Origin of the sequence: Vibrio splendidus (assembly GCF_024347615.1) — a bacterium.
Classification (GTDB): domain Bacteria; phylum Pseudomonadota; class Gammaproteobacteria; order Enterobacterales; family Vibrionaceae; genus Vibrio; species Vibrio splendidus.
This window is the reverse complement of record NZ_AP025508.1, coordinates 3637573-3659192: the sequence shown is the minus strand read 5'-3', so window position 1 is coordinate 3659192 and position 21620 is coordinate 3637573. Positions and strand designations below refer to the sequence as shown.

Below are 21620 nucleotides of genomic sequence, written 5' to 3'. Positions count from 1 at the left end.
CTAAAAAAAACCCTCCACAAGTGGAGGGGGTAAGTAAGATGTCGTTATGAGATGCTGAGTAGTGACTACTCAGATGTTATAATTGTAATTTTCGCTAGCGAACAAATTTTTAACATGCTCCCGTAATTGGGTGCAAACTAAGCATTGATTTAAAAGTTAATAACTTGATCTAGGTTGCAAAGCACACAGCTTTTACCCTTCAATCAGTGTTAGAATACTTGCCATCAAAACTAGACAAGATTGAATTGGAATTTAACGGAATGACCGAATTAAAAAACGATCGCTATTTACGCGCACTTTTAAAACAGCCTGTTGATTACACACCAGTATGGATGATGCGCCAAGCTGGCCGCTATCTTCCAGAGTACAAAGCAACGCGCGCTGAAGCGGGCGATTTCATGTCTTTGTGCAAAAACGCTGAACTGGCATCAGAAGTAACACTTCAACCTTTACGTCGTTTCCCGCTTGATGCGGCAATCTTGTTCTCTGACATCCTAACTATCCCTGATGCAATGGGCTTAGGCTTGTACTTTGAAACTGGTGAAGGTCCTAAGTTTGAACGTCCTATCACATGTAAAGCTGACGTAGAGAAGATTGGCCTACCTGATCCAGAAGGCGAGCTTCAATACGTAATGAATGCTGTTCGTCAGATCCGTAAAGATCTGAAAGGCGAAGTGCCATTGATTGGTTTCTCTGGTAGCCCTTGGACACTGGCAACTTATATGGTTGAAGGCAGCAGCTCGAAGGCGTTTACTAAGATCAAGAAGATGATGTACGCAGAGCCACAAACACTGCATTTACTTCTAGATAAGCTGGCTGACACCGTTATTGAATACCTGAACGCGCAAATTAAAGCGGGTGCACAATCGGTAATGGTATTCGACACATGGGGTGGTGTACTTACTCCGCGTGACTACAACCTGTTCTCACTACAGTACATGCACAAAATTGTAGATGGCCTAATCCGTGAAAACGAAGGTCGCCGTGTACCGGTTACTCTGTTCACTAAGAACGGTGGCATGTGGCTAGAATCTATCGCAGCGACTGGCTGTGATGCGGTGGGCCTAGACTGGGCAATCAATATTGCGGATGCAAAAGCGCGTATTGGCGATAAAGTGGCTCTACAAGGCAACATGGACCCATCAGTGCTTTACGCACAACCTGAGCGTATTCGTGAAGAAGTCGGCACTATCCTTGAAGGTTTTGGTGACGGCGGTACTGGTCACGTATTTAACCTTGGCCATGGTATTCACCTAGATGTGCCACCAGAGAATGCTGGTGTATTTGTGGACGCAGTTCATGACCTATCTAAGCCATACCATAAGTAATTAAGTATGTGTTTTTAGAAAAAGCGCTGTCGAGAAATCGGCAGCGCTTTTTTATTACCTTTTTATCCGCATCCAACATCGGCTTCATCATCGTGGATGTGCAGCTAATTAGGTATTTGGATCATGGTAGGCCAAATGCTCCGAGATGTGCTTTTGGATGTAAGGAATAACGTCACTTTCAAACCAAGGGTTCTTCTTGAGCCAGATATTATTGCGTGGCGAAGGGTGAGGTAGCGGCAAAAACTCAGGCGCCCATCTTTGCCAATTACGCACGGTTTCGGTTAGTGTGCTGGTGGTTTTATGTGTTAGGTAATAGTTTTGCGCGTATTGGCCAATCAGCAGTGTCATTTGAATGTTTGGTAGCGATTGCAGCACTTTGTTATGCCAAAGCTCCGCACACTTTTTACGTGGTGGGAGATCGCCACTCTTTCCCTTTCCCGGATAACAAAACCCCATAGGAACAATCGCGACTTTTTGTTCGTCATAAAACGTATCGCTATCTATCCCTAACCATTCTCTTAATCGTTCGCCACTGGCGTCGTTCCAAGGGATCGATGACTCATGAACCTTGATGCCGGGTGCCTGCCCAATAATAAGCAAGCGCGCGTTTGGGTGCGCTTGAATCACCGGGTTAGCACCGTGTGATAGGTGAGGCTCACAAGCTCGGCATTGTCGAATCTCTTTGAGTAACGATGAGGACATCAGTAGCCTTTATCAAAATCGATGACATGGTTCAGTTTAAAGCCATCTCGCCATTGTTGGTAATTCTCGGCGAAGATCTCTACCACCTGCCTTGGTTCACTTAGCGCTGCAATGTGCGGGGTGATGGTCACTTGCGGCAGTGTCCAGAAAGGGTGCTCCTGCGAGAGGGGCTCACTTTCAAACACATCCAAGAAAGCATGCTCAACCCACTTATTCTTAATCGCAAGCAGCAAGGCTTTTTTATCTAAGCTCTCTCCTCTGCCAACATTAAACAGCAGTACATTCGAGCAGTAACTTAAGGTCGTTTGATTGAGTAATTGATAGGTTTCAGCTGTTGATGGCAAGGTGTTGACCACAATATCCGCTTGCTTAAGGGCAGCCTCTATCTCATTGATGTGGAAAGTGTCTTTAAAGGTCTCTTGCTTTGATGGGATTCCGGTACGGTTGACTCCAATGGTATGAATACCAAAGGCCGCTGCGGTTTTCGCTAAATGACTTCCGATTGAACCTGTTCCTAAAATCACCATGGTTTTGTCAGTTAGGCTAGTATATAGCTGTGGCTGCCAGCTTCGTTGTGCTTGTTGCTGGTGGTAGTGAGGGAAGTGTCTACTGTGGCTGATCGTGTAACCTAACACGTATTCAGCAATCGCAGGGCCGAAGATGCCTTTGACGTTGGTCAGCGTATAATCTTGACGAAGATCCGGCTGAGTGAGTTTATTGATTCCTGCGTAGGTACTTTGCACCCAGTCTAGATGTTTAAACTCATTAAGTCGCTCCGCGATTAAAGGAGGAGAAGCCAGCACGATCTCAGCTAATTCGGGGTTTTGAGTGATTTCGAGGTCAGGTAACCCTTGGTTTAGAATCAGTTGCGTATAAGTATCGTCATGCTCAGTAAGAATATAGAGCTTATTCGTAAAATTGTTCATCGGCCTACCTTTTCCATCCTAGGTTTATCAAGTACACTTTCGCTGTCTTTTTCTGCAATTATTGAGTGACTATGCTTCAGAATCCACTGCAGGTTCGTCTAGAAAAGTTAGAACCTTGGCAACAAATTACCTTTATGGCGTGTCTATGTGAGCGTATGTACCCTAACTATGCCATGTTTTGTGAGAATACAGAATTTGCGGAAGCTCGAATCTATCGTGATGTTTTGGATAGCATTTGGGAAATCTTAACCGTTAAAACGGCAAAGGTGAATTTTGAGCGTCAGCTTGAGAAAGTCGAAGAGCTATTCCCAAGTGGAGATGATTTTGATTTCTACGGTGTTTACCCTGCGATGGACGCGTGCCAAGGCTTAGCAACGTTAATCCATGGCTTACTTGACCGTGAGCATCTGCTTGAAACTGTCATTAAAGTGAGTCAACAATCGGTGAAGACGGTTGCTGAGCTTGAGTTTGCTCAAGGCGCAGAAGAAGTGACAAACGAAAACCAGAAAGAAAACGAAGCGGTGTGTGAAGAGTGGGACGTTCAGTGGGCGATCTTCCGACCTCTACGTGAAACGACTGAGCGTGACCTAGAGCTGATCAAAGATCTACGCCACGAACTGCGTGAAGACCCAGTAAGTAACATTGGTGTAGCGTTATAATTCGCTATCGCATCAAAGTACGAATAAAAACAAAGGCTCCCTAGGGAGCCTTTGTTGTATCTGGCGGTATCAAATTGAGATTAAGCGTCTTTTTTGTCTTCTTTTTGAACCTTGTCTTCATCCACTGACTTTGAGTCTGAGGTGTCGTTGTCTGTTAGAGTTTTTTCCTCTAGCTCGTCCTCTTCATCGCGGTTTTCGATAACACCGTGTGTTTCTTTCCACTGTTCCCAACGCTGAAATGCCAGTTCTTGCATGTCAGTCGTCTTATCTGCCTCGTCGACAATCTCTTCGCCCACTAGGTGCTCAAAGATATCTTCTAGGGTGATGATGCCTTGAATCGTACCGTACTCGTCAACTACTAAGGAAAGCTGCAGGCGGTTTGCCATCATTTGGTCAAAGGCTTTAGCCAAGCCCATGTTGTTCAGCAACACGTGGATAGGGCGCATTACTTCACCCAGAGCTTTCTCGCCACAACCCGCTTGTTGCAATCTAAACAGCTCCAGACGGTGTACAAAACCAATGATGTTGTCAGTTTGCTCGCTGTAAACTAATGGGCGCGAGAATGGTGTGTCTTTGTGCTGCTCTAGGAACGTATTCACGCTCATTTCGGCATCGACGCGGAATACAACAGGGCGCGGTGTCATTACCTGCGTCACGGGCACATCTTGAATGCCTAATAGGTTGCTCAGAATTTTTGATTCGCCTTCAGCAAACTCACCACTCTCTTTTGCCAAAATAGCCATTGCAGACAGCTCATCACGCATTTTTGGTGCTTGGTGGCCACGAGCAAGACGTTTGGTGATCTGTTCTGAGAACCAGACAAACGGTGTTAGAAAGAAAACCATCCAGCGAAGTACGTTTGATGATGCTGGAGCCAGTTGACGCCAGTAGGTTGCACCAATGGTTTTTGGAACAATCTCAGACAAAACCAAAATACCCAAAGTCAGTACGGCAGAGAATACACCTAACCATTGGCTACCAAAAACCACAGCCGCTTGTGCACCTGCCGTCGCAGCACCGATTGTGTGCGCGATGGTGTTGAGCGTTAAAATTGACGCGAGCGGGCGGTCAATGTCTGTTTTCAGTTTGTCTAAAGACTCTGCTGCAGGGTGCCCATTTTGTTTTAGTTGAGCGATGTAGCTCGGACTAATACTCAAAAGTACAGCTTCTAAAACAGAACAAATGAAAGAAACTCCAATAGCAATGGAGACGTAAATAGTTAGCAGCAGCATGTTTGCCCTTAAATTAAATTGTACGCTTTAGCAGCGATTCAGCGTGGATTATAGAGATAAAGTAGTGGCTAGGTCATCATTAATTTGCCTCTCAGCCCCTTTTAAACAAGGGCTTGCTCAATAAAATCAGTAACAAATTGTGAGTTATTACTCATATTATGGCTAAAACTACGGCATTAGAGCTAAAGATCGACGACAAACCTTTGCCAGATGGGGCATTTATGTTTTAGAGTAAATTGAATTCAAAAATACAAAGAAGGGAAACCTAAAATGAACAAGACTCAATTAATCGACTTTATTGCTGAAAAAGCGGACCTTTCTAAAGCACAAGCTAAAGCTGCTCTAGAAGCGACTCTTGGTGGTGTTACAGATGCTCTTAAAGATGGCGATCAAGTTCAGCTAATTGGTTTTGGTACTTTTAAAGTAAACCACCGTGCAGCTCGCACTGGTCGTAACCCAAAAACTGGTGATGAGATCCAAATCGCTGCTGCAAATGTTCCAGCATTTGTTGCAGGTAAAGCGCTGAAAGATTCAGTGAAATAATCTAAACTGTACCGAGGTAGTCGTATTTCACCTCGGTACAGGTTTTTATGAAAAAAGCATTTCTTCTCGTTTCACTATTATCTACATTCCTCATTGGCTGTTCATCGACCAGCCCCAGCAAAAACCTAGAGCAATTTGAAACTCACACCGGCGGCCAAGTCATGGGCGACGCGACAAGTTTTTACTGGGTTACTAATAAACTAACACAACCTCATTCTTCAGCTGACTATGTCACTGTCGGCGATTACGGCTGGTACCAAACTGACTATGCTTGGTCGGAAGGTATACTTCGTGAATTCGTTCGTGAAGGCGAACAGCGTAATTCATCGAATAAGTTGGTGCCTTATCGTGTTCATGTGCGTTTCAACAAGTCAGGCGAGGCTGTGTATCAGCAGTATCGTATTGACAGCAAAATCTTACCTATCCAAGCCAAGCAGCTTGAAAACTATCAGAAAGAAGCGACGTCGGTTATAGAGACCACAACAAAGCAGCATGATGAAGGGCTTAGGCTGATTCAGGGTTACTGGAATGGCAGCTCTTTTAAAACGTGCGCTGGTGGTGAGTTTGATCGCATTGAATTTAACCAGACCTTACCAGGCTTCGTGATTGACCGATTGGCGTCTGTGGAAAGCTATGCGGCGTTTCTTGGCAGTGACTTACTCGGTAAGATGAGCGTAGAAGAGTTACTGATGCTGGCTGAAGACAGTCATGATTGTGTCGTAAGGCCATCGTTGCTGAAAGAATAGAAAGCAATTAAAGAATTAAGAGTATTTGGCCTACTGTAGGCTAAGTGCTTATTTGCCTGTAAAAATACAGTTTCTTGTATAGATGAGATAATAAAAAGGCGCCTATTGAGGCGCCTTTTTCTGTTATTCACTTGCTGTCATTTGCTTACTGTTATTGGAAAGTAAGCGAGCAACAAGATTGTTTACTGCTCTTGTTCGCGCGCAATCGCACGGTAACCAATGTCATTGCGGTGGAACATACCATTCCAGCTAACTTGCTTCGTCAACGCGTAAGCGCGCTCTTGAGCCTCAGAAACTGTATTGCCCAGTGCTGTTGCACAAAGTACACGACCGCCGTTTGTCACAACGTCGCCAGCTTTATTATTTGTCGTACCCGCGTGGAAAACCTTTTGGCCTTCAACTTCGCTTGTTGGTAGTGAAATAACGTCACCTTTTGTGTAGTCAGCAGGGTAACCGCCAGCCGCAAGAACAACACCGATTGAAGCGCGTGGATCCCACTTCGATTCTGCTTCGTCGAGCTTCTCGTCGATAGCCATTAGGCAAAGTTCAACAAGGTCTGACTCCATACGCATCATGATAGGTTGCGTTTCAGGGTCGCCAAAGCGGCAGTTGTATTCGATAACTTTAGGTGTGCCGTCAGCATCGATCATTAGGCCAGCGTAAAGGAAACCTGTGTAAGGTGCGCCTTCCGCGTCCATGCCACGTACCGTTGGGTAGATAACTTCTTCAAGGATACGGTTGTGGATTTCTGGAGTTACAACCGGCGCAGGAGAGTAAGCACCCATGCCGCCCGTGTTCGGCCCAGTGTCTTTGTCGCCCACACGTTTGTGATCTTGGCTGGTGGCCATAGGAAGCACGCTTGAACCATCAACCATTACGATGAAGCTTGCTTCTTCGCCTTCAAGGAATTCTTCAATCACCACGCGGCTGCCTGCTTCGCCAAATGCGTTGCCTGCTAGCATGTCTTTGATTGCGTCTTCTGCTTCTTCAAGGGTCATCGCAACGATAACGCCTTTACCCGCGGCAAGACCGTCAGCTTTCACTACGATTGGAGCACCTTGCTCGCGAACGTAAGCGATAGCTGGCTCAATCTCAGTGAAGTTTGAGTAGTAACCTGTTGGGATATCATGACGAGCTAGGAAGTCTTTAGTGAATGCTTTAGAGCCTTCAAGCTGTGCTGCCGCTTGAGTTGGGCCAAAGATTGGTAGGCCAACTTCGCGGAATGCATCAACCACACCGATAACCAATGGTGCTTCAGGGCCCACGATAGTCAGTTCGATTTTTTTATCTTGAGCAAACGCGACTAAACCAGCGATGTCTTCAACGCCGATGTTTACGTTCTCTAGTTTCGGCTCAAGTGCAGTACCTGCGTTGCCTGGAGCAATGAATACTGTTTCAACGTTTGGGTTTTGTGCCGCTTTCCAACCAAGTGCATGCTCACGACCGCCAGCACCGATAATCAATACATTCATGTTTTAAAATCCTTATAGCTGCTTCAGAGCCTTTATTTCTGTGTCAAACATGCTCACTTATGGTCATAAGCTCCGCGTGTTTTCCTTGAACTAAAGTCACTGACTTGCTCTACGTATTTCAAATATCGGAATATTTAAAAAACAAAATTATAAGTTTTGCTCAAAGTAGTTGGTGATGTGGCTAGGCAGCAATTGAGCCCATCCCCGGGAGCATAGTCCGCTATGTGACCGGGGTGGGCGAAAGCAGCTAACGATGCCACAGTGCCAAATACGAAGAGGAAATTAGTGGCGGAAGTGACGCATGCCCGTAAAGATCATCGCCATGCCGTGTTCGTCTGCTGCAGCGATAACTTCGTCATCACGCATAGAGCCACCCGGTTGGATAACACACTTGATGCCAGCTTCTGCTGCCGCGTCGATACCGTCACGGAATGGGAAGAATGCATCTGATGCCATCACACAACCTTCAACCTGTAGACCTTCGTCTGCCGCTTTGATGCCTGCGATCTTCGCTGAGTAAACGCGGCTCATTTGGCCTGCGCCAACACCAACCGTCATGTCACCTTTCGAGTAAACGATAGCGTTAGATTTAACGTACTTCGCTACTTTCCAGCAGAATAGAGCATCTTTTAGCTCTTCAGCCGTTGGTTGACGCTTAGAAACTACTTTTAGATCGTCTTCAGAAACCATGCCTTGGTCGCGGTCTTGAACTAGCAGGCCGCCGTTAACGCGTTTCACGTCAAAACCAGTTGTCTTCGTTGTCCACTCGCCACACTCAAGTAGGCGAAGGTTTTTCTTAGCTGCTACGATTGCTACTGCTTCAGCAGAAACTGATGGTGCAATGATAACTTCAACGAATTGACGCTCAGTGATAGCCGTTGCTGTTGCAGCGTCTAGCTCACGGTTGAAAGCGATGATGCCGCCAAATGCAGACGTTGGGTCTGTTTTGAATGCACGGTCGTAAGCTTCTAGGATGTCTTCACCTAGTGCTACACCACATGGGTTAGCGTGCTTAACGATCACACATGCTGGCTGGTTGAACTCTTTCACACACTCAAGTGCTGCGTCAGTGTCAGCGATGTTGTTGTAAGAAAGGGCTTTACCTTGAATTTGGCGAGCAGTAGATACAGATGCTTCTTCAGGGTTCGCTTCAACGTAGAATGCTGCTGCTTGGTGGCTGTTCTCACCGTAGCGCATGTCTTGCTTCTTCTCGAACTGTTGGTTGAACGTGCGAGGGAATTTAGACTCTTCGTCAGCCTTCTTTCCTTCTTCATCAAGTAGAGAGGCACCGTATGATGGAACCATAGTGCCGAAGTAGTTTGCGATCATACCGTCGTAAGAAGCCGTGTGTTCGAATGCTGCGATAGCTAGGTCGAAGCGAGTCTCTAGGGTTAGAGATTTCTCGTTCGCGTCCATTTCAGCCACAACACGCTCGTAGTCGTGTGCGTTTACAACGATCGTTACGTCTTTGTGGTTTTTAGCCGCAGAGCGAACCATTGTAGGGCCACCGATGTCGATGTTCTCAACAGCGTCAGCAAGGGTACAACCTTCTTTAGCAACGGTTTCTGCGAATGGGTATAGGTTTACAACAACCATATCGATAGGGTTGATACCGTGAGTTTCCATCACGTCATCATCTTGGCCACGACGGCCTAGAACACCACCATGAACTTTTGGGTGCAGAGTCTTAACACGGCCATCCATCATTTCTGGGAAACCAGTGTAGTCAGATACTTCTGTAACAGAGATGCCTTTTTCAGCAAGCAGGCGAGCAGTGCCACCGGTAGATAGGATATCTACACCACGGTTAGCAAGAGCTTGTGCAAATTCAACGATACCAGTTTTGTCTGATACGCTGATGAGAGCGCGGCGAATTGGACGAGCGTTATTCATGCTTCCATCTTCCTCAAATTCATGGGGTTAAAATAAAGATATTTGCCAAAAAAGAACTTGTTTCTATCTTCTTAGCGTGGATTATCTTAGATACCAGTAAGAGATAAAATATTGGCCAGTTTTGGTAAAGACCTTTTGGGTTAGTCTTATGATTAAGCTATAAGATAACCAACTCCAAATTTGATGGCGCAGATTCTAACTAATTTATTACAAAAAAGCTCGCGCAATCGTTTGGCATCTCAAAATTAATTATGAAAAGTGCCATTTCAGCCTGAAAAGTAACGATAAGGTTAATTGTGGAATGGACGGAACAGTAGGAAAAAACATGTTTCAGATCGGTGAATTAGCGAAACGATGCGGTGTGACAGCCGATACCTTACGATTTTATGAGAAGAATAACCTGATCGCGCCAGCCAGTCGCAGTGAGTCGGGTTATCGCCTATATGATGAAAATAACCAGAAACAGGTAACGTTTATTCTCAAATCTAAAGCGTTGGGACTGAGTCTGGACGAGATTAAAGAATTGCTTGAGATTCGTCTCGAAGCCACACAGCACAGTTGCGCTGAAGTGAAATCAATTACCTCAGCAAAACTAGAGATGATCGATGAGAAGATTACCGAGTTAACCAAGATTCGCACTGCACTTAAAAAGATCAATGATGCGTGTTGTGGCCACGTAGACGACGATGCAAGCCATTGTTCTATTCTGGCAGCCTTGGATTCAGCAAACGTTGATAAAGAGCGCTGCTGTCGCACTGGAGAGTAATTAGCCGCCTGTCACGGATCGACAAGCCAAAAAAAAGCCAAACTCAAAAAATGAGCTTGGCTTTCCATTCAATAAATTACGAAAGAACGATTAGTTCATGCCGTATTTTTTAAGTTTCTTGCGAAGAGTACCGCGGTTAATACCCATCATGGTTGCTGCGCGAGTTTGGTTACCGCGAGTGTACTGCATGATAGTGTCTAGTAGTGGCTGTTCAACTTCAGCTAATACTAATTCGTATAACTCGCTGACTTCTTGACCGTTTAATTGAGCAAGGTAATTTTTCAATGATGCTTTAACTGAGTCACGTAGTGGTTTCTGCGTGATTTGGTCTTGTGATGTAACTGTAGTTACTGTCAATGCTTCTGAAGTCAGATTTTGTTCGAACATATTCGGTCTAGCTCTTCTCGTAATTATGGTGCAACGTTATCAAAAAAACCTTCTAGCGCTTCAAGCTGCAGATCACCTGCTTCGAATGCGTTGAAGGTACGGCGAAACTCACTCGCTTGTTCATGTTCTTTTAGGTACCAACCCACATGCTTACGAGCAATTCGGGGGCCTAAAAACTCGCCATAAAACTCATGTAGAGCGTTCACATGACCAAGCATGATGTCTTTCACTTCCGAAATAGGGAGCGGGTCCATCGTGGTGCCGTTTTCCAAATAGTGTAGGATTTCGTTAAAAATCCAAGGACGTCCTTGGGCAGGTCGACCTATCATTAAAGCATCAGCACCGGTGTACTCCAGCACAAACTTCGCTTTTTCCGGGCTATCGATATCACCGTTAGCGATAACCGGAATAGATACTGCTTGTTTCGCTGCTTTAATGTGTTTGTATTCTGCCTCACCTTTGTACATACAAGCGCGAGTTCTCCCATGAAGGGCAAGAGCTTGTATGCCGCAGTCTTCGGCTATTTTCGCGATTTGAACACAGTTTCTGTTGTCTGTGTCCCAGCCTGTGCGCGTTTTCAACGTTACTGGAACGTCGACAGCATTTACCACCGCTTTCAGAATATCTTCAATGAGTTCTGGATGCTGCAGTAGGGCTGAGCCCGCAAGCTTCTTATTCACTTTTTTGGCTGGACACCCCATGTTGATATCGATGATTTGCGCACCGTTATCGACATTAAATTGAGCAGCCTCGGCCATAAGCTGTGGATCTGCACCAGCGATTTGTACTGAACGAATGCCCGATTCGCCTTCATGTACCATACGCTGCTGAGACTTTGACGTTTTCCAAACTTTAGGATTGGAGGACATCATTTCACTGACTGCCATCCCCGCACCGTAACGAAGACACAACTCACGGAATGGTCTATCCGTTACGCCAGCCATAGGAGCGACGATTAGATTGTTCTTAAGTTGATAATTTCCGATTTTCAAAAAATGTCATCACAGTTCTGTACCAGCAAGGGCGCGCATTTTACGCATTTTTTCGCTGCGTGAAAAGACTAATATTTGAGCATTTACAATTTGTTTTTGTAATTTGTTTAAATTTCAATCAATTAGCGCTCAAAGTCTTACCTAGCCTTGCTTCTGACCTGAGATTCGACACCATTCTTGTTGTTCAATGATCGGATCAATGTGAAGCTCATCACGATAATAAGTCGCAACATCTTCCGCTTGTGTATCTAAAACACCCGACATCGCAAGTACACCATTTGGCTTAACTAGGCCTTTAATGATGCCAGAAAGGTCGCGTAATGGGCCTGCAAGGATGTTGGCAACAACAACGTCAGCAAGTAAACCTTCCGGTTGATCTTGTGGTAAGAAGACTTCTAGTTGCTCTGCCACGCCATTGCGTTGTGCGTTGTCTTTTGATGCAAGCAGGGCTTGAGGATCAATGTCGATCCCGATAACTTTTGCCGCGCCAAGTTTGATCGCAGCGATCGCTAGGATGCCTGAACCACAACCGAAATCGATCACGGTTTTGCCTGTAAGGTCTAAGCCTTCAAGCCACTCAAGACACAATGCCGTTGTCGGGTGAGTACCTGTACCAAATGCAAGACCGGGATCCAGCATTACGTTTACAGCGTCAGGTTCAGGGATATCGCGCCAGCTAGGGCAGATCCATAAACGCTCACCAAACTTCATTGGGTGGAAGTTGTCCATCCATTCACGTTCCCAATCCTTGTCTTCAATTTGCTCTACTTTATGAGCAAAGTCTGCAGGGAACATGTTGCTTGCTTTAATCTGCGCTAGAACGACACCAGTATCAGTCTCAGCGTCGTAAAGCGCGAGAATGTCAGTATCACCCCAAAGGCGAGTTTCACCCGGCAGAGGCTCAAATACAGGAGTATCTTGTGCATCCAGGAAAGTTACGGAAAGAGCACCAGTCTCTTCCATTAACATGTCGCCGATTTGTTCGGCATTTTCATTGGTCGCATTAAGCTTGATTTGAATCCAAGGCATGGCTGCATCTTCTATATGAGAAAAATTGGATGGGGAGTCTAGCAGAAAATATGAGCAAATTCATCAAAACACCGCGGATTATAAGAGGGATTATTGATTGATTTTTGCGAGTGTTTAAAAACAAAAATGCCCACCGAAGTGAGCATTTATTACTGTTCTACAGAGAACGTATTACGGAAGACTAGCTTCTATTGCAGACCAAGCTTCTTCTCAAGGTAGTGGATGTTTGCCCCACCGTGTTGGAAGTTTTCGTCGTTCATAATCGCTAATTGCAGCTCAGTATTGACGTTGATACCTTCAACAATCATTTCTGCTAGTGCGTTCTTCATACGTGCAATCGCTACGTCACGGTTCTCACCGTAAGTGATCAGCTTGCCGATCATTGAATCGTAGTGTGGTGGTACTGTGTAGCCAGTATAGATGTGAGATTCCCAACGAACACCCATACCACCTGGAGCATGGAAGCGCGTGATCTTACCTGGAGATGGTAAGAAACGAACTGGATCTTCCGCGTTGATACGACATTCGATTGAGTGGCCGCGCAGCTTAATATCATCCTGTGTGAATGATAGAGGCTGACCAGCAGCAATGCGAAGTTGCTCTTTCACTAAGTCGATACCCGTTACCATTTCAGTGATCGTGTGCTCAACCTGGATACGAGTGTTCATTTCGATGAAGTAGAACTCACCGTTCTCGTATAGGAATTCAAATGTACCTGCGCCGCGGTAACCAATCTCAAGACATGCACGAGTACAACGGTCACCGATGTACTTACGCATCTCTTCAGTGATACCTGGTGCTGGCGCTTCTTCCACAACTTTCTGGTGACGACGCTGCATTGAACAGTCACGCTCACCTAGGTGGATAGCATTGCCTTGACCATCTGCAAGCACTTGTACTTCAATGTGACGTGGATTTTCTAGGAATTTTTCCATGTAAACCATGTCGTTATTGAAACATGCTTTTGCTTCAGCACGAGTCATTGCGATAGCTTCTGTTAGTTCTTTTTCAGTACGAACAACACGCATACCACGACCGCCGCCGCCGCCAGATGCCTTGATGATTACAGGGAAACCAATGCGCTTAGCGTGCGCTTTGTTTTTCACTTCATCATCATCAAGAGGGCCGTCAGAACCCGGTACACAAGGTACGCCAGCTTTCTTCATTGACGTGATAGCTGACACTTTGTCACCCATCATGCGAATGGTTTCAGCTTTAGGGCCAACGAAGATAAAACCACTGCGCTCTACCTGTTCTGCAAAATCTGCATTTTCAGATAGGAAGCCGTAGCCAGGGTGAACAGCTACTGCACCTGTAACTTCAGCTGCGCTGATGATACGAGGGATGTTTAGGTAGCTATCGATACCACGAGCTGGACCGATACAAATGGTTTCGTCAGCAAGCAGTACGTGCTTAAGATCGCGGTCAGCTGTTGAGTGAACCGCTACCGTTTTGATGCCAAGCTCTTTACATGCTCGCAGAATACGCAGTGCAATTTCACCACGGTTCGCGATTACTAATTTATCTAACATAATAAGTGCTCTCTATTATTCGATAATTACTAGAGCTTGGTCGAATTCTACTGGTTGACCGTCTTCAACTAGGATTGCTGTTACAACACCAGACTTATCAGCTTCGATTTGGTTCATCATTTTCATTGCTTCAACGATACATAGAGTTTCGCCAGCAGTTACAGATTGACCAACTTTAACGAATGGTTTTGCATCTGGGCTTGGAGCGCCGTAGAAAGTACCAACCATTGGAGAAAGAACTTGGTGACCAGCTGGAACTGCAGGAGCTGCTGCTTCTGCTGCTACAGGTGCCGCCGCAGGTGCTGCTGCCGCTACAGGAGCTGGAGCCGCTGCATATTGAATAGGCGCTGCAGATACAGGGCTGTTACGACTGATTCGTACTGACTCTTCACCTTCAGAGATCTCTAGCTCAGAAATGCCAGACTCTTCAACCAATTCGATTAGCTTTTTGATTTTGCGAATATCCATTGTTTCTTTCTCTTTATCTGTTGATTGAACTTACTCTTTGACTGAGTAGGTTAGTAATAGTTCGTTGTTTTTATTTACTTTGCGTTGAGCTTGTTGAGCGCAGCCGTCAAAGCAAATTGATAACCTTGGGCACCTAAGCCACAAATCACACCTTCTGCTTTATCAGATAGGTAAGAGTGGTGACGGAATGGTTCACGTGCGTGAACATTCGATAGATGAACCTCAATAAATGGGATAGCAACACCAAGTAGTGCATCACGCAACGCCACACTGGTATGTGTAAAGGCCGCTGGGTTGATAATAATAAAATCAACATTTTGATAAGCACTATGGATAGCTTCAATCAGTTCATACTCACGATTTGACTGTAAGTGAGACAGCTCAACATCTTGTGTTTTCGCTTGCTCGGTCAAAGAGCTAATAATCTGGTCAAGTGTTTGAGAACCGTAGTGTGCAGGCTCTCTAAGGCCTAACAGGTTAAGGTTTGGGCCATTTAAAACTAGAATGCGAAACTTTGTAGACATTGTGGGGCTATCTTCCTTTATCGTGTTTACGAATGTGAATGTTGCCATTTTATTGAAAATTTGGGGTTAATTTCCAGTAAGAAAAACCCAAATTTAAAAATTAGAACCAGATTATAGCTAATTCAGCGCAAATCGCAGCAATTTACTGGTCTAATCTCCTATAAGTACGGCATGGAATTGTTATCAACTTAACAAAAAACCGCGATTGCCTTAATTTTATCGAAGATATTTGAGATCAAGATCAGCCATAAAAAAACCGCCACATAGGTGACGGTTTATTAATGGCTGTTTTAAACAGTGATAAGCTAATGTGACGGGTTGCTTATGCCAGTTCTGCTTTCTCTGCAATCAGTTTATCGACCACGCTTGGGTCTGCCAGTGTCGACGTATCGCCTAGGTTGCCAGTATCGCCAGTGGCAATTTTACGCAGGATACGACGCATGATTTTACCTGAACGAGTTTTTGGCAAAGAATCTGTCCAATGCAGTACGTCTGGTGTTGCGATTGGGCCAATCTCTTTACGTACCCAGTCTTTGACTTCTTTATGAAGCTCTGCGGTTGGGAACTCACCATCATTAAGCGTGATGTAAGCGTAAATTGCTTGGCCTTTAATATCGTGAGGAATACCGACAATCGCTGCTTCTGCAATCTTATCGAACGCCACTAGCGCAGATTCAATTTCAGCGGTACCCATACGGTGACCTGATACGTTAAGCACGTCATCGACACGACCAGTAATCCAGTAGTAACCGTCTTCATCACGACGAGCACCATCACTGGTAAAGTACATACCTTTAAAGGTAGAGAAGTAAGTCTGCTCAAAACGGTCATGATCACCATGAACGGTACGCATCTGGCCTGGCCAAGAGTCAAGAATCACAAGGTTGCCGTCAGTCGCGCCTTCAATGATGTTGCCCATGTTGTCGACAAGCGCTGGTTGCACACCGAAGAATGGACGAGTCGCTGAACCCGGTTTTAGGTCTGTTGCGCCCGGTAGTGGAGCGATTAAGATGCCGCCCGTTTCTGTTTGCCACCATGTATCGACAATTGGAGACTGCTCGTTACCAATTGTTTTGTAGTACCACTCCCACGCTTCTGGGTTGATAGGTTCACCTACCGAGCCCATGACTCTTAGGCTGTCACGAGAAGTCCCTTCAACCGCTTCATTACCTTTCGCCATTAGGGCGCGAATCGCGGTTGGCGCAGTATAAAGAATATTAACTTGATGCTTATCGACTACTTCACTCATGCGGCTTGTGTTCGGGTAATTCGGCACGCCTTCAAACAGAATGGTTTTCGCACCATTGGCAAGCGGTCCGTAAACAAGGTAAGTGTGACCGGTAATCCAGCCCACATCCGCAGTACACCAGAAAGTTTCGCCTTCTTGGTAATCGAATACGTATTTGAAGGTCATGGCTGCATAAACAAGGTAACCACCTGTGGTGTGCATAACACCCTTAGGTTTGCCTGTTGAGCCTGATGTATAAAGAATGAATAGTGGATCTTCTGCATTCATCTCTTCTGGTGGGCAATCTGCCGATACGTTTGCGATAGCATCATGCCACCACACATCACGGTGTTCGTGCCATGCAACATCACCGCCAGTACGTTTGAATACCACAACCTTCTCGATGTTCTTCACTTCAGGGTTAGTCAGTGCTTCATCGACATTCTTCTTCAGTGGAACAGCACGGCCGCCACGCACGCCTTCATCGGCAGTGATAACGACTTTAGAATTTGAATCGATAATACGACCAGACAGTGCTTCTGGAGAGAAACCGCCAAATACCACAGTGTGAACCGCGCCGATACGGGTACATGCCAGCATCGCAACCGCAGCTTCTGGAACCATTGGCATGTATAAACAAACCACATCGCCTTTACGTACGCCTTGCTCTTTCAGAGCATTAGAAAACAGGCACACTTCTTTGTGTAGTTCGTTAAAGGTTAGGGTTTTATCATCCGCAGGGTCATCGCCTTCCCAGATGATAGCGACTTCATCACCACGCTCAGCAAGGTGGCGGTCGATACAGTTAGCCGAAACGTTAAGCGTGCCATCTTCAAACCAGCGAATATCAATGTGGCCAGGGTCGAAAGAGGTGTTTTTTACCTGTGTGAAAGGCTTAATCCAATCAACGATTTTTCCGTGTTCACCCCAAAAGCCTTCAGGATCAGAAACAGATTGCTGGTACATGGCTAGGTAAGTGTCATTATCCGCGTGTGTGGTTGATTTAATATTTTCTTTTACCGGATAAACGTGGGCTTCACTCATTGCATCTCTCCTTGTGCCTACATTCCTAATGAACTGGCAACTTCCTTTGTGTTCAGTTTCTAGGTCTATTACAGAACCGTCGTTGTGCTATCACTCTCGGCTAGGACGGCGATTTCCACAATTAGACTTTAGGATGAGACGCCGCTTTTCACTTAAAAAATAGCGAGTTAAGTTCATTTTTGAGAGATTGCTCTCTATGTGGAAAGGCAGTAGTTGAATTAGGTATACGAAGAGTTGAAGCGTGGTAAGTCGCCGTGCTTTAGGCGAACAAAAATCAGCGCCGCGGAGATAGCGTCTTGTAATGCATCATGTTTATTGACCGGGATAGGTAAATCGAGCTGACGACAGATGGCATCGATACTGAGGTCAAAATAGGCATTCGGCAGCTGCCTTTCGAGTTTATCTTGGTAGAGCTGGCTCACTTCGACTAATCGGTTAGGCAGTGGAAATCCAAGCTGTTTTAAACAGGCACGGTCGAGAATCTTTTTATCATAGCGGATGTGATAGCCGACTAAAGGACGATTTCCGATGAAGTTCAGTAGCTCAATTAGGGCTTGTTTCTCTTCTATACCGTGCTTTAGATCTTGATGGCGAATGCGGTGGATTTTGATGGAATTGCAATCGAGTGATTGAGGTGCTCTGAGTCGAACTTCAAAAGGTTGGCTGGTAATGATTCGGTTACCGATGATCTTTGTCGCGGCAATAGTGACTAATTCCGCCTGATTAGGGTCGAGGCTGGTGGTTTCACAATCGAGCGATACATATTCATTATGCGTAGGCGTAGCAAACAGAGGCTGATAAGGAGAGCCTTTGAGCTTGTGATGCCAGTAATAACGAACCAATCTATTCATCGTTCAGCCGCCTAATCTCTTATTTGATAGTGGTAACCTAGCCATTGCTTGAATTTCTTCACCACATGTAAGCTATGACGAAGCAGATCTCTGTCTGCTCGCTCCATCAGTTTGACGTTGATCTTGTTGCTGCTGTGCTGCTGAGAAAGCCTTTGGGCTAAGCGCCACTTAAAGAATTGTTTGAGCGCTTCACTGAGATTGTCTGCGGTGCTTTGCTCTAATACCTTCTTGCTGACCAGCTGCTCAATGCGTTCGAAGGTGTTGTTTACCGTCACACCATGCTCAAGGCAAAGTGCTCTCACACCGTGGACTATCGGGAAAATACCACCTTGCTTGATATCGAGCCCTGACTTGGATTTTTTCACGTTACCAAATAGGGTGAGGGGAACTGAAAAGTTCAGAGCTGGGCGGCAGAATTCAGTCAGAATCAATTCCTGTCCTAGCATCAAATCACTCAGGTGTTGCTTGACCGGTTTTAAAAGTTCTCTATTACCCGCAACGGCATGTGCATCTGCCATGATGGCAATATCCATCACGGTATCGGGCGTTGCCTTTTTTACCCAACGGGTGAGCGTTTGTTTCCACTCTTGTTGTGAATGAACCCATTTCGGGTTGTTGACCATCACGTTGCCCGGACAGAGTGGGTAGCCCAATTGCTGCAATGTATGCGTTAGGTCGTTCATGGCACTTTGGCATTGGTGCCACTCCAAACCATCCTGAATAATCAGCGCATTATCTTGGTCGGTTTTAAGGATTTGCTCTCCGCGACCTTCAGATCCCAATACGATCAGGCAGCAATGATTATGCAGTGCGGGTGGGATAACCAACTCAAAAGCCTTCTCTATGATCTGTTCATTAACGGCTGAAATTAACTCCATGATGAAGCGCGTGCGAATACCGTTACTGAGTAGGCTTTCAACCAGTTGACGTTGCTTGTTGGAGGCTAATGCGAGCTCTTCAATGCTGGTGGCTCGTGCAATACGCAAAGTAAGAACGTGAGAATGAGTAGAGAATGCACTCAGAATCTGCGTCATGTCCACCATACCAACAGCATTTGGACCATCACAAACCATCAACCTTTTTACGCGATTTCGGGTCATGGTGATCATGGCGTTAAACAAGAAGTCGCCTTGATTTACGTGCATCACCGGAAACGTCGCGATCTTGCCGACGGGCGCATCCAGTGGGAAATTATCGAGCATCACAGCATGCAATAAATTGGTTCGAGTGACGATTCCATACGGTAAGGAACATGATGATCCAAAAGCTTTTGGATCATCATGTTCCAAATGAACGAGAGCTGAGTCCAACCCTCGTTCTTTAAGGGTTTGAGTGACTTGGTTGATAGGTTGGTTCGGTTCAAGTATCAGTGGTGGGTGATAGATAGAGTCATCCACTTTGGTCAATATGAACTCGGCTAGATTTTGTTGCTGTTGGGCAGCTTCAATTAGCGCTTTTCGTGTCGAAAGGTTGCTATCAAAGTAGGCGGCGAATTGGCCATTGGCGTGGTAAAGCTCGAGAAAAATATCGGTGGGCAGCAGATAACTTAATGTATCTTCGAGCGCGATATATTGGTGTTTGGTGTGAGGTTCAAACTGGCTGCGTACATCAAAAATATCGTCATTGGCATAATGAGCGTAGATTTCCCCATCGCTGCTCGCTCGTTCCTCCACGGCTCCTTTAATCAGAATATGCAGATGGCGACTAGGGCGGTCTGCCTCCAATATCACCTCGTGTGCTCGGTAATAAACCACATCCAATGAGGAGCGCAGCGTTAACTGCTCCGTGTCGGATAGGCTATCGAAAGGCGGGTGCTGCATATTAAATTTATCAGGCATAAGCATCGAAAGAAGTAGGAGTCTCTTTTCAGTCTGACAAATTACCAGCGAAGCTCCAGACGACTTTAGTCTAAATGCGATCGTGGGTGCGGGTGAGCGCCGGATACCTCAGTCAAATGGGATATCGATATTCATTGAATACAGGAATACTATCTCCTCAATAATTCCCTTTTTCATCTTTTGTGACCTAGGCATAATTGGCGCTTCCTTGTTCCACACATTTTTATAGGTCGCCTATGTTTAATCCTTCCCCTTATGGCTGGATATCCCAGTATTTTCTTGGTTTCTTTTTTGCCTATGGCGTTTATCTGCCATTTTGGGCGCTGTGGTTTGAAGACCAAGGCGTTTCTGCAGGGGACATTGGCGTATTGATTGGTGTGGGTTTGGCTACGCGTTGTGTTGCCAACTTTGTGATAACACCGCGTATCCATAAAGTTGAGCATTTAATACCAGCATTGCGTTGCCTCAGTTTTGTCGCGCTATTATTTGTTGGTTTCCATTTCTTTACTGGTGGTAGCTTTTTATTGATGTTGCTAGCAACGGTAATGTTCAACCTCTGCTATGGACCGATTATTCCGCTTTCTGATGCAATGGCGAACCATTACAGCCGTCTTAAGATGCTCGACTACGGCCGAACTCGCCTTTGGGGTTCGGTTGCTTTTATCGCGGGTTCAACCGTGGTTGGTTATCTAGTGGCTGAATTCGGCACTGACATGATTTTGTATACTGCGCTTGCCGGTGTGTTGCTGTCGTTGATTCTTGCGATGAGAAATCCCAATGTGATGCCAGTAACACAATCTGAGCAACAAGCGGTGCGACCAAAACTAGGTGAGTTACTGCGCGAGTCATCAGTGGTGAAATTTTTAGCCTTGATGGCACTGTTGCAAGGTAGCCATGCGGCTTACTACAGCTTTAGTGCAATTTATTGGAAAGAAGCCGGTCACTCAGAAGCGATCATCGGTTATTTGTGGAGCCTTGGTGTTGTCGCTGAGGTGGCCGTATTTGCGTTAAGTAAGCGCTTATTCTCTGGTTGGTCACTGCGTACTCTGTTCGTGGTAGCGGCAATTGGGGTGATGGCTCGTTGGGGTATTACCGCTTCTACCACAGCGATTTTCGCACTGGTTATGGTGCAACTGCTGCATGGTGTGACGTTTGCTATGGCACACATCGCAGCGATTCAATACATCCAATCTGAAGAACAGAACAAGATGGTTGCGCTACAAGCTCTCTATAATGCGATTCCATTGGGTGCATTTATCGCACTAATGACCACCTTAAGTGGTTGGGGATATGAGCTTTGGGGTGCCAATATCTTCTGGGGTATGGCCGCAATGGGAGCACTTGCCTTGTTTATTAAGGTCGATGAAAGAAGCTCAGTGGTTGAGGTTAATCAAACAGCCTCAGCTCAATCTGATGCTCAGAATTAAAGCCTAAAGCACAGAATTTAAGCGATGCGATTG

Annotated in this window: 20 protein-coding genes; 6 read left to right on the top strand and 14 right to left on the bottom strand. The window is 45.7% G+C overall.

The features are described 5' to 3' along the window. Positions 1–260: 260 nt before the first annotated feature. Entirely contained in the window at positions 261–1328 is a 1068-nt protein-coding gene (gene hemE, locus OCU90_RS16445; RefSeq protein WP_061023622.1) for a uroporphyrinogen decarboxylase, read from the top strand. 108 nt (positions 1329–1436) lie between these two features. On the opposite strand, the gene OCU90_RS16440 is transcribed toward hemE, so the two are convergent. Then, entirely contained in the window at positions 1437–2030 is a 594-nt protein-coding gene (locus OCU90_RS16440; RefSeq protein ID WP_061023620.1) for a uracil-DNA glycosylase family protein, read from the bottom strand. Continuing rightward, positions 2030–2956 carry a D-2-hydroxyacid dehydrogenase gene (locus OCU90_RS16435; protein ID WP_061023619.1) on the bottom strand — a complete coding sequence of 309 codons (927 nt, stop codon included), beginning with the start codon at positions 2954–2956 and terminating at the stop codon, positions 2030–2032. Before OCU90_RS16435 ends, OCU90_RS16440 begins: the two co-directional genes overlap by 1 nt. A 71-nt stretch (positions 2957–3027) precedes the next feature. On the opposite strand from OCU90_RS16435, the gene OCU90_RS16430 reads away from it, so the two are divergent. Beyond that, a complete protein-coding gene (locus OCU90_RS16430) occupies positions 3028–3615 on the top strand; it encodes a YjaG family protein (protein WP_004729756.1) in 588 nt (195 codons plus the stop codon). Positions 3616–3695: 80 nt separating this feature from the next. Here OCU90_RS16430 and OCU90_RS16425 read toward each other — a convergent pair whose 3' ends face one another. After that, positions 3696–4847, bottom strand: a complete 1152-nt coding sequence (locus tag OCU90_RS16425; protein ID WP_004729755.1) for a CNNM domain-containing protein — start codon at positions 4845–4847, stop codon at positions 3696–3698. Positions 4848–5117: 270 nt separating this feature from the next. On the opposite strand from OCU90_RS16425, the gene hupA reads away from it, so the two are divergent. Both hupA and OCU90_RS16415 read left to right on the top strand, forming a co-directional pair. Continuing rightward, entirely contained in the window at positions 5118–5390 is a 273-nt protein-coding gene (gene hupA / locus OCU90_RS16420; RefSeq protein ID WP_004729753.1) for a nucleoid-associated protein HU-alpha, read from the top strand. Between the two features lie 47 nt (positions 5391–5437). Continuing rightward, positions 5438–6136 (top strand): DUF1481 domain-containing protein, encoded by a 699-nt coding sequence (locus OCU90_RS16415; protein WP_061023617.1) that lies wholly within the window; start codon positions 5438–5440, stop codon positions 6134–6136. Positions 6137–6318: 182 nt separating this feature from the next. Here the strand turns inward: OCU90_RS16415 and purD are convergent, their stop codons facing one another. Next, positions 6319–7608, bottom strand: a complete 1290-nt coding sequence (purD, locus tag OCU90_RS16410) for a phosphoribosylamine--glycine ligase (RefSeq protein ID WP_061023615.1) — start codon at positions 7606–7608, stop codon at positions 6319–6321. A 282-nt stretch (positions 7609–7890) separates the two neighbouring features. Then, positions 7891–9501: a bifunctional phosphoribosylaminoimidazolecarboxamide formyltransferase/IMP cyclohydrolase gene (gene purH, locus OCU90_RS16405; RefSeq protein WP_061023613.1), complete on the bottom strand. Its 1611-nt coding sequence runs from the start codon at positions 9499–9501 to the stop codon at positions 7891–7893. 325 nt (positions 9502–9826) lie between these two features. On the opposite strand from purH, the gene zntR reads away from it, so the two are divergent. Beyond that, a complete protein-coding gene (gene zntR / locus OCU90_RS16400; RefSeq protein WP_029222059.1) occupies positions 9827–10267 on the top strand; it encodes a Zn(2+)-responsive transcriptional regulator in 441 nt (146 codons plus the stop codon). Positions 10268–10357: 90 nt separating this feature from the next. Here the strand turns inward: zntR and fis are convergent, their stop codons facing one another. The 9 genes from fis to OCU90_RS16355 form a co-directional block, all read right to left on the bottom strand. Beyond that, on the bottom strand, positions 10358–10654 hold the full coding sequence (gene fis / locus OCU90_RS16395) for a DNA-binding transcriptional regulator Fis (RefSeq protein WP_004729744.1): 297 nt from the start codon (positions 10652–10654) through the stop codon (positions 10358–10360). A gap of 23 nt (positions 10655–10677) precedes the next feature. Next, positions 10678–11646: a tRNA dihydrouridine synthase DusB gene (gene dusB, locus OCU90_RS16390; protein WP_004729742.1), complete on the bottom strand. Its 969-nt coding sequence runs from the start codon at positions 11644–11646 to the stop codon at positions 10678–10680. Positions 11647–11787: 141 nt separating this feature from the next. After that, positions 11788–12675: a 50S ribosomal protein L11 methyltransferase gene (prmA, locus tag OCU90_RS16385; RefSeq protein WP_017083825.1), complete on the bottom strand. Its 888-nt coding sequence runs from the start codon at positions 12673–12675 to the stop codon at positions 11788–11790. Between the two features lie 188 nt (positions 12676–12863). Beyond that, a complete protein-coding gene (accC, locus tag OCU90_RS16380) occupies positions 12864–14207 on the bottom strand; it encodes an acetyl-CoA carboxylase biotin carboxylase subunit (RefSeq protein ID WP_004729738.1) in 1344 nt (447 codons plus the stop codon). Between the two features lie 15 nt (positions 14208–14222). Beyond that, entirely contained in the window at positions 14223–14675 is a 453-nt protein-coding gene (gene accB, locus OCU90_RS16375; RefSeq protein ID WP_004729736.1) for an acetyl-CoA carboxylase biotin carboxyl carrier protein, read from the bottom strand. Between the two features lie 74 nt (positions 14676–14749). After that, on the bottom strand, positions 14750–15199 hold the full coding sequence (aroQ, locus tag OCU90_RS16370) for a type II 3-dehydroquinate dehydratase (protein WP_004729735.1): 450 nt from the start codon (positions 15197–15199) through the stop codon (positions 14750–14752). A 322-nt stretch (positions 15200–15521) separates the two neighbouring features. Further along, the gene (acs, locus tag OCU90_RS16365; protein ID WP_017108601.1) at positions 15522–17471 is read right to left on the bottom strand and encodes an acetate--CoA ligase; all 1950 of its coding nucleotides are present in this window, start codon (positions 17469–17471) and stop codon (positions 15522–15524) included. 218 nt (positions 17472–17689) lie between these two features. Beyond that, on the bottom strand, positions 17690–18322 hold the full coding sequence (locus OCU90_RS16360) for a 3'-5' exonuclease (RefSeq protein WP_004729733.1): 633 nt from the start codon (positions 18320–18322) through the stop codon (positions 17690–17692). Between the two features lie 11 nt (positions 18323–18333). Then, entirely contained in the window at positions 18334–20166 is a 1833-nt protein-coding gene (locus tag OCU90_RS16355; protein ID WP_061023611.1) for a DUF294 nucleotidyltransferase-like domain-containing protein, read from the bottom strand. Between the two features lie 230 nt (positions 20167–20396). Between OCU90_RS16355 and OCU90_RS16350 the strand changes: the two genes are divergently transcribed. After that, positions 20397–21587, top strand: a complete 1191-nt coding sequence (locus OCU90_RS16350; protein WP_061023609.1) for a 3-phenylpropionate MFS transporter — start codon at positions 20397–20399, stop codon at positions 21585–21587. Positions 21588–21620 lie beyond the last annotated feature (33 nt).

Bases quoted from the DNA above. Each gene is read 5' to 3' on its own strand.
- hemE (WP_061023622.1), top strand. From the start codon at position 261: ATGACCGAATTAAAAAACGATCGCTATTTACGCGCACTTTTAAAACAG.
- OCU90_RS16440 (WP_061023620.1), bottom strand. From the start codon at position 2,030: ATGTCCTCATCGTTACTCAAAGAGATTCGACAATGCCGAGCTTGTGAG.
- OCU90_RS16435 (WP_061023619.1), bottom strand. From the start codon at position 2,956: ATGAACAATTTTACGAATAAGCTCTATATTCTTACTGAGCATGACGAT.
- OCU90_RS16430 (WP_004729756.1), top strand. From the start codon at position 3,028: ATGCTTCAGAATCCACTGCAGGTTCGTCTAGAAAAGTTAGAACCTTGG.
- OCU90_RS16425 (WP_004729755.1), bottom strand. From the start codon at position 4,847: ATGCTGCTGCTAACTATTTACGTCTCCATTGCTATTGGAGTTTCTTTC.
- hupA (WP_004729753.1), top strand. From the start codon at position 5,118: ATGAACAAGACTCAATTAATCGACTTTATTGCTGAAAAAGCGGACCTT.
- OCU90_RS16415 (WP_061023617.1), top strand. From the start codon at position 5,438: ATGAAAAAAGCATTTCTTCTCGTTTCACTATTATCTACATTCCTCATT.
- purD (WP_061023615.1), bottom strand. From the start codon at position 7,608: ATGAATGTATTGATTATCGGTGCTGGCGGTCGTGAGCATGCACTTGGT.
- purH (WP_061023613.1), bottom strand. From the start codon at position 9,501: ATGAATAACGCTCGTCCAATTCGCCGCGCTCTCATCAGCGTATCAGAC.
- zntR (WP_029222059.1), top strand. From the start codon at position 9,827: ATGTTTCAGATCGGTGAATTAGCGAAACGATGCGGTGTGACAGCCGAT.
- fis (WP_004729744.1), bottom strand. From the start codon at position 10,654: ATGTTCGAACAAAATCTGACTTCAGAAGCATTGACAGTAACTACAGTT.
- prmA (WP_017083825.1), bottom strand. From the start codon at position 12,675: ATGCCTTGGATTCAAATCAAGCTTAATGCGACCAATGAAAATGCCGAA.
- accC (WP_004729738.1), bottom strand. From the start codon at position 14,207: ATGTTAGATAAATTAGTAATCGCGAACCGTGGTGAAATTGCACTGCGT.
- accB (WP_004729736.1), bottom strand. From the start codon at position 14,675: ATGGATATTCGCAAAATCAAAAAGCTAATCGAATTGGTTGAAGAGTCT.
- aroQ (WP_004729735.1), bottom strand. From the start codon at position 15,199: ATGTCTACAAAGTTTCGCATTCTAGTTTTAAATGGCCCAAACCTTAAC.
- acs (WP_017108601.1), bottom strand. From the start codon at position 17,471: ATGAGTGAAGCCCACGTTTATCCGGTAAAAGAAAATATTAAATCAACC.
- OCU90_RS16360 (WP_004729733.1), bottom strand. From the start codon at position 18,322: ATGAATAGATTGGTTCGTTATTACTGGCATCACAAGCTCAAAGGCTCT.
- OCU90_RS16355 (WP_061023611.1), bottom strand. From the start codon at position 20,166: ATGCTTATGCCTGATAAATTTAATATGCAGCACCCGCCTTTCGATAGC.
- OCU90_RS16350 (WP_061023609.1), top strand. From the start codon at position 20,397: ATGTTTAATCCTTCCCCTTATGGCTGGATATCCCAGTATTTTCTTGGT.